Consider the following 14,139-nt stretch of genomic DNA (forward strand, 5'->3'; position numbering starts at 1 on the left):
CGCCGACAGCGACCCCGCCCGCATCGCCCGCCTGCTGGAGGAGCTCGGCGAGGCCGACAGGAAGCGGCGCGCCCAGGGCCTGGCGCCGGATCGCCGGGCCTCCTTCGTGGCCGCCCTGGCCGTGGCCGATCCCGGCGGAGCGATCCGACTGGAGGTGGAGGGCCGCTGCGACGGGGAGATCCTGGAGGCCCCGCGGGGCAGCGGCGGCTTCGGCTACGACCCGGTGTTCCTGGTGCCGGAGACGGGCCTGAGCTACGCGGAGATGGACAAGGGCCTCAAGGGCCGGCTGGGCCACCGGGGACAGGCCTTCGCCCGGCTGGAGCCGGGGCTGCGGGTGCTGATGGGCGGCACTGGAGCAACACCAACGGCGCCCTAACGGGCTGAGGGGGTGCGGCGGCGGGCCTCCAGCGTTGCCGCCAGGGCGTCGGCCATCGCTTCGGCCCGCTTCTGCCAGGTGCATCCGGAGGCAAAGCGGTGGCGCTCTGCCGCACGACCGTCCTGGAAGCCGCTGGCGGCCAGGTGCGCGAGGGTGGCCGTGAGGGCCTGCCCATCGGCGCAGTGGTAGGCCAGATGCGGGGTTTCGGCGATCTGGGCGCAGGTGCCGGTGTAGAGGATCGGCTGGCCGGTGGGCAGCTGGGAGAAGAAACGCACGGGGCTGCTGCAGGGGTTGATGTCGCCGTCAGTAAGGGGCAGAACGGCGGCGTCGAGGGTGGCGAAACAGGCCTGGAGCTCGGCATAGGGCAGGGCGCCCAGAAAGCGACAGCGCGGGCTGCTCTGGAGGTGGGCGAGGCCGGGCAGCTGGCGTCGCACCGGCCCCACGAACAGCCAGCGGAGCTGCGGCAGGTCGTCGTGGGCGGCCACGATGGGCTCCAGGTCGATGCGGCTGCCGATCACGCCGATGATGCCGATCAGGGGCCGGAAATCGGCCGGCACCAGATCCGCCGGCAGGGCGGGGCGCTGGGATGACTGGGCCGGCAACCCGGTGGGAGGCTCGGCGGGCAGCCAGGAGGCGGGAATGCCGTTGGGAACGATCTGAAACCGGGACGCCTCGATGCCATACCGCGCTCGGATCACCTCGGCAAAGCGCCGCGACACCGGCAGGATCAGATCCGCATGGCGGACCAGATCGTGTTCCTGATCGAGGCGGACATGGGGGTAAGCCGCGTAGTCATCGCTGACGAGATAGGCGATGACGGAAGCGAGGCCGCGGTAATGAATCGCGTAGGGCCAGGAGTGGGGATCGGTGATGATCAGGGCGTCGGCCTTGCCGTAGGTCGCCAGCAGGCGCCGCTCCACCACGGGGGCGAGCATCCTAACCAGCCAGCGATGACGGGAGAAGGCACCCCGGGGGAGGTCACAGGCCCGGCGATGCCGGCCGAAGGAGGGCAGCCAGCCCCGCCAGCTGAGCCGGGGGGCCAGTGTCTGCACCGTGCAGATTGTCTCCAGCGCCTCAAAGAGAGCCTGGTGATAGGGCTCTTCGGAACCGACAACGAACAGACGCAGGAGTTGGCCTGTCGTCCTGGCTGAATCAGTCACGGCAGGACGAGTAGGCCATTGATTCTTGATTCTAAAGGTGCCGATCCCGGCCATCCCCGAGACCAGCCCATGTCGGAGACACCGGCCGCCTCCGACATGGGGCGCGTGGGTTGCCGATCGGGCGCGACGCAGGGCAGGGCCTGTATCCTTGATCTGGATGAAACCGTCCTGCCCTCCAGCCATGTCCGGTTCAGAAAGGAGGGGGCGCCGGCAGGAATCAAGGGTCGTCTTCCTGCCCGACAAGCGACGCTTCAACCCCTACCAGAAGCGACTTGCTGAAGCGCTCATCCAGCAGGGCTTCAGCGTCACCGTCAAGGATCACCCTCCACTCTTCGGGGCTTTTCTCCGGCAACAACGGTTGTATTCCAGGACTGTAATCGTTCATCTGCATTGGCTGAATGGCCTGACAGATCAAGCCATCTACGCCCACTCCAGGATCCGATTCCTGACCTGGTACGTTCTGATGTTTTTCGACCTGGGATTGTTCAGGCTCCGGGGAGGCAGACTGTTCTGGACGGTGCACAACCTGATTAGCCATGAATGCCCGGACCCTGGCAGGGAGTTAACGATTCGAAGGCTGATCATCAGGTTTGCCAACGGCATTCATTTTCACAGCGCATCATCGATTCACCGAGCTGAAGAGGAATACGGCGTTTCGCTCCAGAGCAAAGCGATCGTGGCGGCCCATGCCGGCTACCCGGAGGACTACCCAGCCAACCCATCAAGATCAGAAGCCCTGGCCAGGGAGACCGAAATCAGCGACGCCGACTTCACCTTTCTGTTCTTCGGCAACATCCGTCGTTACAAAGGCCTCGAGTCACTTGTGGAGGCCTTCCGTCATCGGCCGGGCTCCCACTACAGGCTCCTGGTCGCAGGGGCCCCCATCCCGGGAGTCTCAACGGACTGGCTCAACGAAGCCTCAGCGAGCGACCCACGCATTCGCCTGCGCATCGGCTACGTGTCGGACGTGGATGTGTCCGCACTCTTTTCCCTCGCGGATGTGCTGGTGGCGCCCTACACCGCCACGCTCACCTCGGGGGTGGTCTCGCTCGGGCTCACCTTCGGTTGTCCCATGGTGCTCCCGGAGGCCGCCAGGGTCTACGACCTGCCGGGTGATGCCGGGGCCGAATACTTCGCCCCCGGCCTGTTGCCGGAGGCCCTGGCCAGGATCGAGACCCGCAACCTCGGCGGGATGCGGGCCCACAACAGCCGCCTCGGCCGTTCCCTGACCTGGGAGGCCATGGCACAGCCGATCGCCACGGCCTACCGGAAGACCGTCCGAAACCGTTGAACCGGAGGGGTGTCGAGGGCCTCCAGCAGGGAGCTCCGCACCTGCTGCCTCAGGCCGCCGAGGTGCTCCGCGGCAGCGGCGCCGGCGACTCGGGCCTCCGCAGGATCGCGGAGATAGGCGAGCATGGCCGCCGCGAAGTCGTCAGCCGTTCCAGCCACCGCAACGCCCGGAGCCAGGGCCATCCCCTCCACACCCGCTGGCGTGGTCACAATCGCCCGGCCATGGGCCATGGCTTCGATCGTCTTGATCTTCAAGCCGGTGCCGGAACGCATGGGGTTGATCATGAACAGCGACAACCGATAGATCTCGCTGGGCGATGGAACGATCCCTAGGAGCTCAACCTCCTCAGGCAAGGCCATCGCCTCACAGATCCCACCGGCGACCACCAGCCGGCCGCGGCCACCCCTGTCCATGACCAGCGGCCATACCTCCTCGAGAAACCAGCGCAGCCCCACCCGATTGAGGGGATTGGCCGAGGCCAGATAACCCACGACGAAAGTCTCAGCTTCGGAGGACGCCTGAACTTCGGGGAAGGGCAAAGGATCGGATGCAATGATGTGCCCGACGGTCCTGACGACACGCCGGCCATGGGTCAGGTGCTGGAAATAGCTGGATTCCCGCTCCTGGATGCCGAGGATCACATCGGACCGCCGTAATCCTCTGCGCTCATCGCCAGCGTTCAATGAAATCCAGAAGTCCTGAGGATCCAGCTGCGCCTTTTGGAGCATGGCATTCCGATCCGTGAAGACATCGTGACAATCCAGAATCTTCAGACAGCTGGAGTCGAAGGCCTCAAAGAAGGCGGAATGGATCACATAGGACACCAGCACGCGCCTGTAGTTGCCGACCTGTTGCAGGCGGCGCGCCTGCACGAGCCAGCTCGGATGAAACCAGTCGTCCAGGGGGCGGTTGCCGATGGGGAGGCCCTGGTCCTGCCCCGGCCCGCCGCGACGACGCAGCCGCTGCCAGGCCCCGACAAGTCGCTGTCGGATCCGGGAGGCCAGCGGCCGCCGGCCACCTTCGGGCCAGACGAAGTCGTGGATCCAGTGGTCGACAGCCTTGCGGGTCTCCCGTTTCTCCTCGGCGGAGAGCTCGACGCCGGCGAAATGGAGCTCGAAGCCCAGGGCCCGCAGGTCGTCGAGCAACGCGGCCATGCGGCTTCGGTTGCCGGCGTAGGGCGGGCCGACGCCGATCCTCGAGATGACCAGGACACGTCGATCCGTCATCACGACACCGCCAGGTCCCCCACCGCCGGCCGCCACCCCTGCAGCTGCCAGTGCACACACCCCGCGATCACCATCGGATCCTGCAGCACCAGGGCGAGGGCGGCGTCATGGTCGGGAGCCTCGAGCAGCAGCAGACCTCCGCCGCCGGGCCGCCCCTGATCGTCCACCAGATAGCCGCTGCTGATCCTGCGGCCCTCCCGGCGCAGCCGCTCCACCCAGCGGCGATGCTCCTGCAGGTGGGGAATCACCGCGTCATGGGGAAGCCGGAAGGTCTCGGTCTTGATGAACCAGGCCATGGCGGGAGCGGAACACCGGATCGGGCTCCGGGCCACGCTCCGGAAGGGAGTAGGACGGAGATTCCGTAGCCGATGGTCCCATGTCGAAATCCCAGCTCACCGCCTTCCTCGCCAAGGTGGCGGCCGATCCTGCTCTCAAGGCCCGTGTGGATGCGGCCGCCGACACCGATGCCGTGGTGGCCATCGCCCTCTCCGAAGGTCACGTCTTCTCCCCCGCCACCTTCAGCCGCTTCTCCCGCGGCTGAGGCCGGTCCGGGCCTGTCGCAGCCGGACGATGCGGTCGAAGATGAACGAACGACTGAAGGAGAGCCGCGGGGTGGACCCGGCCAGCGCGTGGCTGCTCTCCACCGAGTCCCTCGCCTCCCATCCACCGGCCAGCCGCGGCATCCCCAGGATCATCCACCAGACATTCAGCACCAGGAGCCGGATGCCGGCGGTGCTGGAGGAGAACTGCCGCGCGATCGAAGCCCTCAACCCGGACTTCAGCTATCGCTTCTACGACGATCACGATCGAGAGCGCTTCATCGGCGACACCTACGGCGAGGCGATCCTGGCCCGCTATCGGCGCATCGATCCTGCCTACGGTGCCGCCCGCGCCGATCTGTTCCGCTATCTGTGCATCTACCACTTCGGCGGCGTCTACCTGGACGTCAAGGTCCGCGTCACCCGGCCGCTCTCGGAGGGGCTGCGGGATGATGATGCCTTCCTGCTGAGCCAGTGGGACCATGCCCCCGGCAGCCCCCATGCCGGCTGGGGCACCCACCGGCTGCTGTCCGGCATCCCCGGGGGTGAATTCCAGCAGTGGCACGTGATCGCCTCCCCGGGCCATCCCTATCTGGCCGCCGTGATCGCGGCGGTGCTCCGCAACATCGATCGTTTCGATCCCTTCGCCTTCGCCCATCCCTGGGAGGCGGTGATCTGCACCACCGGCCCGGTCGTCTACACCCAGAACATCCACCGGATCCTGGCGGCCCATCCCCACCGGCGGCTGGCCGGCAGCGAGGAGATCGGCCTGCGCTACAGCATTTTCGACGGCTCCGCCGATCCGGACGCCCACCGGCGGCTCTACAGGGATTACCGCAAGGCCGAAACCCCGCTGGTCCGCCAACCCTTTCCCCTCTCGCTGCTCTGGCCCCTGCTCAACCTGGCCCGGAAGGTGGCCCGCCGTGCCCGTGGGCTGCTGCGGCGCTGATCGCGCAGCCGCTGGCAGAACGGCGCAGCCTCAGGCCGCCACCCAGCTGCCGTGCAGGCCATGGGGAATGGCCAGGGGGAGCTCCAGCACGGCCACCTCGTCCATCGAGGCGGCATCGAGCACCACCAGATCGCTGGCGCTGCGGGCGCCGTTCCAGACCAGGCCGAGCACCCAGCCGTCGTCCTCGGCCGTCGCACCGGGGCGGGGCACCATGATCGGCTCACTGGCGAAGCCGCGGGGCGCCGCACTCCAGACCCGGGACTCGCCACTGGCCAGATCGAGCTTCATCAGAGCCTGCAGGGGGTCGTTGCCGCGCTCCCGCTCGGCCACCGCCATCCAGCCGTAGCGGCTCTCGAGCCCCACCTGGGCCGGAGCCACCATGGCGAATTCACAGGTGCGCTCGCTCAGCCGCGTGGCCGTGACCGTGCCGCTGGCCAGATCGAGACGGCAGCGCTCCAGAAGACCCTCGGGAATGCGGTCGAAGTCGACCTCCTTGTAATCCTGGTCGGGGCCGATGGAGGGGAAGTCGGCGTAGAAGATGCTGTCAACCACCACCGCATCGCCGTCCTCCCAGGCGTTGAGGTGGTGGAACACAAACCCTTCTGGCGCCTCCAGCACCCGCGGCTCCTGGCCGGCGAAGGCGCCGTCCTGGCGGGGAATCAGCCAGAACTGGCCACGGGCGCCGGCCCGGGACTTCAGGCACTGGGCGGCCCCTTTGCGGCCGAGCACGTAGGGGAGGGGGTTGAAGTCGATGGCGTTCTGCAGGAACACCGCCCAGTTGGGGGTGATGGCGAAATCGTGCAGGAAGGCGAAGCCACCGAAGCTGTGGCTGGAGTCGGCCAGCAGGGTGCCGGCCCCGGGGCCGTCGGCGGCGAACTCCATCAGGCGCACCGTGCTGCGGGGGCCGGCCTTGACGCCGAAGGTGACCATCCGGGGAGCGCCGTGGTGGCCGGGATCGAAGCGGGGGTGGGCGCTGAAGGCCTCGCCCGGCTTGAGCACCCCGTCCAGCAGGGTCAGCCCGTGGGTTTCGAGGCTGTGGGGATCAAGGGCATGGGGGGAGCTGGCCTCCCAGAGGGCGAGCAGCTGGTCGCCGAGCCGCACCACATGGGTGTTGGCGATGTTCTTGAGCCGCAGATCAAAGGCGTTGGCCAGCGGCCCGCCGGGCTTGGGGGTGCCGAACACCCCCCGGTAGAGCACCGTGCCGGCCTTCTCCTCGGCCAGCCAGCCCTCGGTGCGCACGAAGCGGTTGCTGAGCCGGACGCCACCCTCACCGAAGCGCAGGGCCGTGATCATCCCGTCGCCGTCGAAGGGGTGATGGACCCAGTGGCCACCACGCTCGAGCCGGCCGGGGCCGTTGCGGTAGAGCGTGCCGTTCAGCTCGGCCGGGATGGCACCGCGGGCGGCGGTGAGAGGCTCGTCGCTGAGCTCGACGCTGACGTTGCGGAAGGAGCTGGCCCAGTCGGCGCGGTCGTAGGCAGGGGTGGCCGCGGCGGCGGGGGGTGCAACGGTCATCGGGTCAGCCCACGGAAAGAACGGCGCAGCGCGCCATCCCGATTATCACGTAACGGAGTGTGAAGGCGTGGGCGGCTGTCCCGCCATCAGCCCTCGCAGGGCAGCTCCACCACGGGGCAGGGGGGCTGGGACACGGCGCAGGGGGCCTCCTGGACCGTGCTCGGCAGGCAGTCGGCGGCACGGGCCGGGGCCGCCACGGCAACGGCGGCGGTGAAACCCGCCAGCAGCAGAAGGACAGGACGCATGACCCGTACGCAGATCACCCGATGCTAGTGGCGGCCCGCCGGTCAGGCACCGGCATGGCCGGCACGCTCCAGCACCCCCTTGCTGCTGGGCACGGCCCCACCGCGGCGGGGGTCGATCTCCACCGCCTGGTCGAGGGCACGGGCGAACGCCTTGAAGCCGGCCTCGACGATGTGATGGGAGTTCACCCCCGCCAGCTGGCGGATGTGCAGGGTCAGGCCGGCGTTGTTGGCCACCGCCACGAAGAACTCCCGCACCAGTTCGGTGTCGTAGGTGCCGATGCGCTGGGCGGGGATGGCCAGGTCGTAGCTGAGGTGGGGCCGGCCGGAGCAATCGAGGGCCACCTGCACCAGGGCCTCATCGAGGGGGGCCAGGAAGTGGCCGAAGCGACGGATGCCGCGGCGGTCGGCCAGGGCCTGGGCCAGGGCCTGGCCCAGGGCGATCCCCACGTCCTCGTTGGTGTGGTGGTCGTCAATGTGGGTGTCGCCCCGGGCGGTGATCTCCAGATCCAGCAGGCCGTGGCTGGCGATCTGGTGGAGCATGTGGTCGAGGAACGGCACGCCGGTGGCCACCTGGCAGCGGCCGGTGCCATCGAGATCGAGGGCCACGTGCACATCGGTTTCACCGGTGACGCGATGGATCTCGCCAGTGCGTTGGGGGCCGGTGCGCGGAGGGCTGATGGACACGCGAGCGAAGACGACGGGCCGGAACTGAATCATGCCAAAGCCCCGGGGCCGCGCTCCGGTGGGAGCGGAGCTCATGGGCTCAGGGCTGGGACGGCAGGGCCGACAGGATCCGGTCCACCCGGCTCTCCCAGGTCTGGGCGGCGGCGAAGGCCACACGTGCACGGAACTTCTCGGGACTGTCGGCGGCCAGCTCCTCATCGATGGCCTGCAGGAAGTCGGCGGGATCCTTTGCGATCCGGATCAGATCATCGGCCAGCTCCAGACCTTCCACTGCAGAAGAGACCACCGGCTTGCCACTGGCGATGTATTGAAAGAGCTTCAGCGGACTCATCGAGCGCGAGAAGGGTGTATCGAGATGGGGAATCAGGCAGAGATTCATGCGCTTCAGCTGGATCGGCACCTGATCATTGGGAAGGCTTCCCAGCCACTCCACATTGCCGAGGCTGAGCAGGCCGGAGTCCGACAGGCGGCGGTTGAGCTCGGGACCCACCAGCAGGAGCCGGCAGTGGGGTCGCTCCAGGGCGATCCTGCGCAGCAGATCGATGTCCGTGCGATCCCAGAACGTGCCGACATAGCCCAGAACCGGCTGGGGGCCGACGGGCCTGAAATCAGAGGCCTCCGCCAGAAACGCCGAGCTCACGGCCTGATCGATGCGGACACAGGGAGCCTGGGGTGAAAACTTCTCTTCGTTCGCCTTCGAGGTGACGGCGATCAGGTCGGCCATGGATCCGAGGCGCGGATACTGATCCACGGCAAAGGGGTAGTACCAGTCGGTCTTGTCCACCAAGGTGAAATCATCGACGATCTGGATGATCCGGGCCGCGGCAGGCACCTGGTGCACCAGTTCATCCACCACGGGATGGGGCGGGAACAGCCAGAGCAGGGTGTTCCGTTCCCGGAACCCCAGGGATCGGATCCGTCGCGCCAGGGCGATGCGCTCCCGCTGGAGCTTCAGCAGTGAACCAAGACTTCGCAGCCGAAAGGGGCTGATGCCACCCGGCCGCCAGTAGAGACGCGCGACGGCAAGCCTGTCGGAGATGACCTGGAAGGATGTGGCCAGCGTCTCCCCCTTGGAGGAGGGCAGAACGACAAGGACCTGCTTGACATGGTCGCAACGGCTCAGGGTCGTGGCGATCTGTTCATAGGTGCGGCCGTAGATCCCCCAGTCATCACCGAACCAGAACAGAAGAATATGGGATAAGCGTTGATGCTGCATCTTGCACGTAGCGGAACACCAAACAACCTGTTTCGCTGAAGATTGGCGCTTGAACGAGGTTCAAACCGTTGGCAGCGCCCGCTGCAGGCCCGCTGTCAGAGCCAACAGTCGGGCGCTCACATCCCCGTGATGCAATACCCCGCGTCCACGTAGATCACCTGGCCGGTGATGCCGCTGGCCAGGGGGCTGGCCAGGAAGGCGGCGGTGGCGCCGACCTCGTCCTGGGTGACGGTGCGGCGCAGGGGGGCCTTCTCCTCGACGTTGTGGATCATGTCCAGGATGCCGCCGATCGCCGAGCTGGCCAGGGTGCGGATCGGGCCGGCGCTGATGGCGTTCACCCGCACCTGCTGTTCCGGGCCCAGCTCCGCCGCCAGGTAGCGGACCGAGGCCTCAAGGGCCGCCTTGGCCACACCCATCACGTTGTAGTTGGGGATCGCCCGTTCGGCGCCCAGGTAGCTCAGGGTGATCACGCTGGCCCCCGGGCTGAACAGGGGCTTGGCGTGGCGGCACAGCGGTGCCAGGGAGTAGGCGCTCACCTCCAGCGCCCGGGCGAAGCCCTCCGGACTGATGGCGCTGAAATCCCCCACCAGCTCGTCCTTGCCGGCGAAGGCCAGGCAGTGGATCAGCACATCCAGCGTCCCCCACTGCGCGGCGATGCGCTGGAACAGGGCCTCGATCTGGGCCGGGTTCTGCACATCCAGGGGCTCGAACAGGGTGGGGTTCAGGGGGGCGGTCAGTTCGCGCACCTTGCCCTCGAAGCGTCCCCGGTCGTCGGGCAGGTAGGTGATGCCCAGCTCGCAGCCCGCCGCGGCCAGCTGCTGGGCGATGCCCCAGGCGATCGAGCGGTTGTTGGCGATGCCGGTGACGAGAGCCTTCTTGCCGCGCAGATCAAGGAGCATGGGAAACGGAGCGCCGGAGGGCGAAAGAATGCAGTCCGGCGATTCTCCCCCACCCGCGGGGGGCCCCTGCCTGCTCCAGCCTGGACGCTGGCCATCCCGGGCGGGCCCGGTCCTGATGGCGCCGCCCCGCCCCCCCCCCGGGTCCGATGGGCCTCCGCTGCTGCTGCTGATCGATCGCCGCGATCCCGACGTCCGGGCGCTGCTCGCTCCCCTGGGGGATCTGCTGGATCCAGGCGAGCGGCAACGGCTGGAGCGGCTGCGGGTCGAGGGGGATGGCGAGCGCTTCCTGCTGGGTCGCGGTGCCCTGCGGCTGATCCTGGGCAGCTGGCTGGGGTGCGACCCCGCCGGCCTCGTGCTGGAGACGGGTCCCCATGGCAAGCCGGAGCTGCCTGCCCCGCCGCCCCCAGGCCCGGACGGGGGGGAGCCGCCCCTCCGCTTCAACGTCTCCCATTCCGGGGACCTGATCGCGCTGGGCTTTCACCCCCGCCGGCCGGTGGGAGTGGATGTGGAGCAGCCAAGGCCGGTGCCGGAGTGGCAGGCCATCGCCCGCCGCTGTCTGCCGCCGGGGGAACGGGAAGCGATCGCCTCCCTGCCGGAACAGCAGCGCGAGCCGGCCTTCCTGGCCGCCTGGTGCCGCCTTGAGGCGCGCCTCAAGGCCCAGGGACAGGGTCTGTTCGGCCCGTCGACGGCCCCGGGGGATCCGGAGCCGAAGGTCTGGCCCCTGCGGCTGCCGGAGGGTTATGTGGGCGCCGCGGCCCTGGCCTGAGCCGCCCGGCGGCGGCCGTCACAAACCCCCGTGGTCCGTCTCCCCGGGTTCCTCGAGGTCCTCGGGGGTGAGGGGCAGGCCCAGCAGCTGCTTTTCGGCCCGACGGATCGCCCGCGGGTCGCTGAGCAGATCGGGTTCCTCCAGCAGGGGGAGGACCGGCGGCCGGTGCTCGGCTTCGGTCCGCGGGGGCGGCTCCCACAGGAAGGTGCGGCCGGGGGCCCGCTGGCGGCAGAGCGCTTCCATCTGGCGGCGCAGGGCCAGACGCACCGTCCCCCGGTCCAGGGCCTGGAAGAATTCCTGCCGTGGCGCCCGGCCGAAGCTGGTGGGCTGGGGGCCGTTGCCACCCCTCAGCCGGGCGGCGTCCGGAAGCCAGCGCGGCCGACAGACACCGGGGCGCGCGGTGTCGGTCTCGATCCAGATGTGCAGGCCTTCGCCGCCGGGCCGGCTCACCACGGCGAGGCCGTCATTGGGCTGGTGTCTAGGCAGGGGGTAGACCCGGCCGCTGGGGCGCTGATCGGCGGGCACGCAGCCGGCGAGCACGGCCGCCAGAAGCGGCAGCACCAGCAGACGGCACGGTGGCGGCACGGCGGGGAAGACTCGGTGGCGGCGATGATCCTTGCCCGGTCTCCCCCATCCGCTCTGCAGCAAGGGCGGCAGCACAGCCATGGTCCTGACGAGCTCCACCATGCTGCCCATCGGCACACCCCTGCCGCTGGAGGCCATGCGGGCCGGGCTGCGGCCAGTCACCGGAGGGGCGCTCGAAGCCGCAGCCCCGGCCGGGAGCCCCGTGCTGGTGCTGTTCCTCTGCCCCCACTGCCCGTTCGTGAAGCATGTGGAGACGGAACTCACCCGGCTGCAGGGTGACCTGGAGGGGCGGGCCGGCCTGATCGGCCTGTGCAGCAACAGCACCGACAGCCATCCCCAGGACGGGCCTGAGGGGATGGCGGCCCAGGCCGACGCCTGCGGCTGGACCTTCCCCTACCTGCAGGACCCTGACCAGAGCGTGGCCTGGGCCTTCCGGGCCGCCTGCACCCCGGACGTCTTTCTCTTCGATCGGGCCCACCGCCTCGCCTACCGGGGTCAGCTGGATGGCAGCCGTCCCGGCGGCGAGCCCTGCGATGGGCGCGATCTGCGGGCGGCCCTGGCGGCCCTGCTGGAGGGGCGGCCGGTGCCGGAGCCGCAGCGGCCGGCGATCGGCTGCAACATCAAGTGGAGGGCCGGCGCCGAACCCCCCTGGTTCGGCGGCTGAATCTGCCAGGGGGCCGGCGGCGACAGGCGGATCCGCAGGCTTAATGTTGCCGCCATGCATGTGCCCCCCTTCAGTCTCAGCGAGCAACTGCACCAGCTCGGAGACGCCCTCGACCAGGCCGTCCTGGACGTCCTGCGCAGTGGCCAGTACATCGGGGGGAGCACGATCAGCGGCTTTGAGGCCGCCTTCGCCGAGGCCTGCGGCGTCCCCCATGCCATCGGCTGCAACAGCGGCACCGATGCCCTGGTCCTGGCCCTGCGGGCCCTGGGGATCGGTGCCGGCGATGAGGTGATCACCAGCTCCTTCAGCTTCTTCGCCACCGCCGAAGCGATCAGCGCCGTGGGCGCCACGCCGGTGTTCGTCGACGTGGACCCGGACACCTACCTGATCGATCCGGAGGCAATCGAGGCCGCCATCACCCCCGCGACCCGGGCCCTGATGCCGGTGCACCTGTTCGGCCGGCCGGTGGACATGGAGCGGATCCTGGCGATCGCCACCGCCCACGGCCTGCGGGTGATCGAGGACTGCGCCCAGGCCAGCGGCGCCAGCTGGGCCGGACGGCCGGTGGGCGGCTGGGGCGACGCCGGCTGCTTCAGCTTCTTTCCCACCAAGAACCTGGGCGCCGCGGGCGACGGCGGCATGGTGGTCTGCCGGGACGCCGGGCTGGCCCAGCGGATCCGGGAGCTGGCGGTGCACGGCATGCCCCGCCGCTACCTGCACACCGACCTCGGGTACAACAGCCGCCTCGACGCCATGCAGGCCGCGGTCCTGATGGTGAAGCTTCCCCACCTGACCGGCTGGGTGGAGCGGCGTCGGGCCATCGCCGAGCGCTACCAGCGGGAACTGGCGGGCCTGCCCGGCCTCGTGCCGGCGGCACCCGGACCGGACGGCCACAGCTGGAACCAGTTCGTGGTGCGGGTGCCCCGCTGCCCTGCCGCCACCAGCGCCTGCGCAGGGCGCTGCACCCCGGCGGCCGACAGCGCCAGCTACGGCCTGCCCGAGGCCTGCTGCCGCGACTGGCTCAAGCAGCAGCTCCAGGAGGCGGGCGTGACGACGATCATCTACTACCCGATCCCCATCCACCGGCAGCCCGCCTACGCCTCCCTCGGCTACGGACCCGGCAGCCTGCCGATCACCGAACGGCTCTGCGCCGAAGTGCTCAGCCTGCCGATCTTCCCCGAACTCAGCGCCGAGCAGCAGGACAGCGTCATCGCCGCTGTCCGCAGCCTGGTGGGGGCCGAAGCCGTGGTCGCCTGAGGACGGGCGGGCAACCCCGGACGCCTCAGCCCCGGGGCAGGGCGGCATAGAGGGCCTTGAAGCGGGCCTGCTGGATCTTGTGGCTGACGATCGGCGCCGGGTAGCCGCGCCGCTCCAGCGGTGCGATGTCGCCGCTGATCAGGTCGGCGGTGGCCACATGGGCCAGCTCCGGCAGCCAGCGGCGGATGTAGGTGGCCTCCGGATCGAACTTGGCGGCCTGGGTGGAGGGATTGAAGATGCGCAGGGGCCGGGGATCCATGCCGCTGCTGGCACTCCACTGCCAGCCGCCGTTGTTGGCCGCCAGGTCGCCGTCCACCAGGCGGACCATGAAGGCCCGTTCGCCATGGCGCCAGTCGATGATCAGGTCCTTGACGAGGAACGAGGCCACGACCATGCGGCAGCGGTTGTGCATCCAGCCGCTCTCGTTCAGTTCGCGCATGGCGGCATCGATGATCGGCAACCCCGTCAGCCCCTCCTCCCAGGCCCGCAGCCGCTCCGGGTCGTCCTCCCACGGGAAATGGCGCCACTGGGGCCGGTAGGGCCCGTCGGCCAGCTCGGGGAAATGGAACAGGGCCTGCTGGTAGAACTCGCGCCAGGCCAGCTCCTGCTCCCAGACGCCGATGGAGGTGAGGGCCTCGGTGCTGCGGGCGAGGGCGCGGGCCTCCTGGGCGGCGGCCCAGGCCTGGCGGGGGCTGAGGGTGCCGAAGCTGAGGGCGGCGGACAACCCCGAGGTGCCGGCCTCCCCCGGCAGGTTGCGACCGGGCTCGTAG

Annotated in this window: 17 protein-coding genes; 7 read left to right on the top strand and 10 right to left on the bottom strand. The window is 69.3% G+C overall.

What is annotated here, in order from left to right; genetic code table 11:
- A partial coding sequence (locus tag VB737_RS02240) for a non-canonical purine NTP pyrophosphatase (RefSeq protein WP_500310768.1) occupies window positions 1–376 on the top strand: 376 nt, incomplete at its 5' end.
- Here VB737_RS02240 and VB737_RS02245 read toward each other — a convergent pair.
- Complete coding sequence (locus VB737_RS02245; protein ID WP_500310769.1) at window positions 373–1,428, bottom strand: glycosyltransferase family protein; 1,056 nt, start codon at window positions 1,426–1,428, stop codon at window positions 373–375. The two genes, VB737_RS02240 and VB737_RS02245, sit on opposite strands and share 4 nt — an antisense overlap.
- A gap of 265 nt (window positions 1,429–1,693) precedes the next feature.
- Between VB737_RS02245 and VB737_RS02250 the strand changes: the two genes are divergently transcribed.
- On the top strand, window positions 1,694–2,827 hold the full coding sequence (locus tag VB737_RS02250) for a glycosyltransferase (RefSeq protein WP_500310771.1): 1,134 nt from the start codon (window positions 1,694–1,696) through the stop codon (window positions 2,825–2,827).
- Here VB737_RS02250 and VB737_RS02255 read toward each other — a convergent pair.
- Window positions 2,800–4,053, bottom strand: coding sequence for a glycosyltransferase (locus VB737_RS02255; RefSeq protein ID WP_323305380.1), 1,254 nt, complete (start codon window positions 4,051–4,053; stop codon window positions 2,800–2,802). The two genes, VB737_RS02250 and VB737_RS02255, sit on opposite strands and share 28 nt — an antisense overlap.
- A complete protein-coding gene (locus VB737_RS02260) occupies window positions 4,053–4,349 on the bottom strand; it encodes a YciI family protein (protein ID WP_323305381.1) in 297 nt (98 codons plus the stop codon). Before VB737_RS02260 ends, VB737_RS02255 begins: the two co-directional genes overlap by 1 nt.
- A gap of 80 nt (window positions 4,350–4,429) precedes the next feature.
- Between VB737_RS02260 and VB737_RS02265 the strand changes: the two genes are divergently transcribed.
- Both VB737_RS02265 and VB737_RS02270 read left to right on the top strand, forming a co-directional pair.
- The gene (locus VB737_RS02265; RefSeq protein ID WP_500310775.1) at window positions 4,430–4,594 is read left to right on the top strand and encodes a Nif11-like leader peptide family RiPP precursor; all 165 of its coding nucleotides are present in this window, start codon (window positions 4,430–4,432) and stop codon (window positions 4,592–4,594) included.
- Window positions 4,595–4,635: 41 nt separating this feature from the next.
- Entirely contained in the window at window positions 4,636–5,541 is a 906-nt protein-coding gene (locus VB737_RS02270) for a glycosyltransferase family 32 protein (RefSeq protein ID WP_500310777.1), read from the top strand.
- 30 nt (window positions 5,542–5,571) lie between these two features.
- On the opposite strand, the gene VB737_RS02275 is transcribed toward VB737_RS02270, so the two are convergent.
- The 5 genes from VB737_RS02275 to fabI all read right to left on the bottom strand — a co-directional run bounded on the left by VB737_RS02275 (window position 5,572) and on the right by fabI (window position 10,097).
- Window positions 5,572–7,053 carry a carotenoid oxygenase family protein gene (locus VB737_RS02275; RefSeq protein ID WP_500310779.1) on the bottom strand — a complete coding sequence of 494 codons (1,482 nt, stop codon included), beginning with the start codon at window positions 7,051–7,053 and terminating at the stop codon, window positions 5,572–5,574.
- 86 nt (window positions 7,054–7,139) lie between these two features.
- Window positions 7,140–7,298, bottom strand: a complete 159-nt coding sequence (locus tag VB737_RS02280; protein WP_500310781.1) for a hypothetical protein — start codon at window positions 7,296–7,298, stop codon at window positions 7,140–7,142.
- A 42-nt stretch (window positions 7,299–7,340) separates the two neighbouring features.
- Window positions 7,341–8,015, bottom strand: a complete 675-nt coding sequence (gene hisB, locus VB737_RS02285) for an imidazoleglycerol-phosphate dehydratase HisB (protein WP_500310795.1) — start codon at window positions 8,013–8,015, stop codon at window positions 7,341–7,343.
- 46 nt (window positions 8,016–8,061) lie between these two features.
- Window positions 8,062–9,198 carry a glycosyltransferase gene (locus tag VB737_RS02290; RefSeq protein ID WP_500310783.1) on the bottom strand — a complete coding sequence of 379 codons (1,137 nt, stop codon included), beginning with the start codon at window positions 9,196–9,198 and terminating at the stop codon, window positions 8,062–8,064.
- Between the two features lie 116 nt (window positions 9,199–9,314).
- Window positions 9,315–10,097, bottom strand: a complete 783-nt coding sequence (fabI, locus tag VB737_RS02295) for an enoyl-ACP reductase FabI (RefSeq protein WP_106221023.1) — start codon at window positions 10,095–10,097, stop codon at window positions 9,315–9,317.
- Window positions 10,098–10,212: 115 nt separating this feature from the next.
- Between fabI and VB737_RS02300 the strand changes: the two genes are divergently transcribed.
- Window positions 10,213–10,863, top strand: coding sequence for a 4'-phosphopantetheinyl transferase family protein (locus tag VB737_RS02300; protein WP_500310785.1), 651 nt, complete (start codon window positions 10,213–10,215; stop codon window positions 10,861–10,863).
- 18 nt (window positions 10,864–10,881) lie between these two features.
- Here VB737_RS02300 and VB737_RS02305 read toward each other — a convergent pair whose 3' ends face one another.
- Entirely contained in the window at window positions 10,882–11,448 is a 567-nt protein-coding gene (locus VB737_RS02305; RefSeq protein WP_500310787.1) for a hypothetical protein, read from the bottom strand.
- A 79-nt stretch (window positions 11,449–11,527) separates the two neighbouring features.
- Between VB737_RS02305 and VB737_RS02310 the strand changes: the two genes are divergently transcribed.
- Complete coding sequence (locus VB737_RS02310) at window positions 11,528–12,112, top strand: thioredoxin family protein (protein WP_500310789.1); 585 nt, start codon at window positions 11,528–11,530, stop codon at window positions 12,110–12,112.
- 54 nt (window positions 12,113–12,166) lie between these two features.
- Window positions 12,167–13,369 carry a DegT/DnrJ/EryC1/StrS family aminotransferase gene (locus tag VB737_RS02315; RefSeq protein ID WP_500310791.1) on the top strand — a complete coding sequence of 401 codons (1,203 nt, stop codon included), beginning with the start codon at window positions 12,167–12,169 and terminating at the stop codon, window positions 13,367–13,369.
- Between the two features lie 25 nt (window positions 13,370–13,394).
- Here VB737_RS02315 and VB737_RS02320 read toward each other — a convergent pair.
- The coding region (locus VB737_RS02320; protein WP_500310793.1) for an FAD-binding domain-containing protein at window positions 13,395–14,139 on the bottom strand (745 nt) is incomplete at its 5' end.

The organism is Synechococcus sp. BA-120 BA3 (genome assembly GCF_034931285.1).
Classification (GTDB): domain Bacteria; phylum Cyanobacteriota; class Cyanobacteriia; order PCC-6307; family Cyanobiaceae; genus Cyanobium.

Bases quoted from the DNA above. Each gene is read 5' to 3' on its own strand.
- VB737_RS02250 (WP_500310771.1), top strand. From the start codon at position 1,694: ATGAAACCGTCCTGCCCTCCAGCCATGTCCGGTTCAGAAAGGAGGGGG.
- VB737_RS02255 (WP_323305380.1), bottom strand. From the start codon at position 4,053: ATGACGGATCGACGTGTCCTGGTCATCTCGAGGATCGGCGTCGGCCCG.
- VB737_RS02260 (WP_323305381.1), bottom strand. From the start codon at position 4,349: ATGGCCTGGTTCATCAAGACCGAGACCTTCCGGCTTCCCCATGACGCG.
- VB737_RS02265 (WP_500310775.1), top strand. From the start codon at position 4,430: ATGTCGAAATCCCAGCTCACCGCCTTCCTCGCCAAGGTGGCGGCCGAT.
- VB737_RS02270 (WP_500310777.1), top strand. From the start codon at position 4,636: ATGAACGAACGACTGAAGGAGAGCCGCGGGGTGGACCCGGCCAGCGCG.
- VB737_RS02275 (WP_500310779.1), bottom strand. From the start codon at position 7,053: ATGACCGTTGCACCCCCCGCCGCCGCGGCCACCCCTGCCTACGACCGC.
- VB737_RS02280 (WP_500310781.1), bottom strand. From the start codon at position 7,298: ATGCGTCCTGTCCTTCTGCTGCTGGCGGGTTTCACCGCCGCCGTTGCC.
- hisB (WP_500310795.1), bottom strand. From the start codon at position 8,015: ATGATTCAGTTCCGGCCCGTCGTCTTCGCTCGCGTGTCCATCAGCCCT.
- VB737_RS02290 (WP_500310783.1), bottom strand. From the start codon at position 9,198: ATGCAGCATCAACGCTTATCCCATATTCTTCTGTTCTGGTTCGGTGAT.
- fabI (WP_106221023.1), bottom strand. From the start codon at position 10,097: ATGCTCCTTGATCTGCGCGGCAAGAAGGCTCTCGTCACCGGCATCGCC.
- VB737_RS02300 (WP_500310785.1), top strand. From the start codon at position 10,213: ATGGCGCCGCCCCGCCCCCCCCCCGGGTCCGATGGGCCTCCGCTGCTG.
- VB737_RS02310 (WP_500310789.1), top strand. From the start codon at position 11,528: ATGGTCCTGACGAGCTCCACCATGCTGCCCATCGGCACACCCCTGCCG.
- VB737_RS02315 (WP_500310791.1), top strand. From the start codon at position 12,167: ATGCATGTGCCCCCCTTCAGTCTCAGCGAGCAACTGCACCAGCTCGGA.